This window comes from Halomicronema sp. CCY15110 (assembly GCF_016888165.1).
Lineage (GTDB): Bacteria > Cyanobacteriota > Cyanobacteriia > Phormidesmidales > Phormidesmidaceae > Halomicronema.
Window position 1 is genome coordinate 1 of the sequence record NZ_JACSWC010000309.1, and the last position, 1,385, is coordinate 1,385.

General features: G+C 64.5%; 1 protein-coding gene. It reads right to left on the reverse strand.

Annotated features, from left to right (window positions below; genetic code table 11):
* On the reverse strand, positions 1-1,370 hold a 1,370-nt coding region (locus JUK32_RS13670; protein WP_309224544.1), incomplete at its 3' end, for an efflux RND transporter permease subunit.
* Positions 1,371-1,385: the final 15 nt, after the last annotated feature.

The window sequence follows — 1,385 nt, forward strand, 5'->3', positions numbered from 1 at the left end:
GCTGCCCTCTTGGTCAGTAGAAACGCGGCAGGTACAAAGTACAGGGCCAGCAGCGTGGCCCCAGAAATACCCCCCGCGATCGCGATCGCCAGGGGTCGCCAAAACGGGTCATTCTCCAGCAGCAGCGGCACAAAGCCGACGATGGTGGTAGCGGTGGTGGTGAGCACGTGGCGGGTGGCCCGAATTACCACCCGCTGCACCGCGCGGGGTTCGCCCTGGCTAGCCTCTGAGTCTTCGTTAAGGGCGGTGAGCACCACAATAGAGTCGTTGAGAGCGATGCCGATCAGTCCCATGGTACCGACGATCGCCATAAAGCCCAGCACCGCCCCAAATAGCTTCAGCGACAGCAGCGCCATGCCGATGGAGCCCACCGCCACCACGCCCATGATCGCCGCCTGGCGAAACGACCCCAGCGACAGCACCAGCGCTGCCACCATGCCTAGCAGCAAAATCGGCAGAAACAGGGCCAGGTTGCCCATGGCGGTGTCCTGCTGTTCGGCCTCGCCGCCAAACTCGTAGCGGTAGCCGGGGGGCAGCTCAAAGTTGGTTTCCTCTAGCCGCTGCTGCAGATCGGCCAGTACCGCACTGGGCAGTGTGCCGGAGGCGATAAAGGCCTGCACGGTGTTGACCCGCTGCTCGTGGCGGCGGGCGATGCGGGCTAGCTGCGGCACCAGCTGAAACTCACCCAGGGCGGCAGCGGGACGTGAGTCAGGCGACTGAGGCGACTCCAAATCTACGCTGGCCAGGGTGTCGAGGCTGGCCCGGTCAGCATTGCCCAGCCGCACCCTCACCGGCAGGTTTTCGGTGGCCTCCAAAATCGCCCCACCGGTTACCCCCTCAGTGTAGGCATCGAGCTGCTGGGCGATCGCCGTGTTGGTCACCCCCACCTGGCGCACCTGCTCGGGGTCGAGGGTGAGCGCTAGCTGGGGGCGGTTCTCGCTGAGGCTGTCGCGCACCTGCACTACATTGGGAATCGTGGTCATCAAGCTGCGCACCTCTAGGCCCAGGCGGCGCAGCTCGTCGAGGTTGGGGCCGTAGAGGCGCAGCTCCACTGGGGCATCGAAGGGTGGCCCCTGCTGAAACTTTTGGGCAATGACTCGGGCTGATGGAAACAGGTCGCTCAGTTCGGCCTGGAGACTCCGCACCAGCGGGTCAATCGCTTGCCCAGAGCGCAGTTTCACGATCGCCTGGGCGTAGTAGGGCTGGTTTTGCCGCGCCCCCTGGAGGTTGTAGTAGACGCGCGGCGCGCTTTCCCCCACAAACCAGTGGACGTCAGCTACATTCTCGTGGGCCAGAATGATCTCGCGGGCTGCCAGGGCACGATCGCGGGTCTGCTCAATGGCGGTCTGGGAGGCAAACTCGATCTCGATCTGAAACTGGTCGCG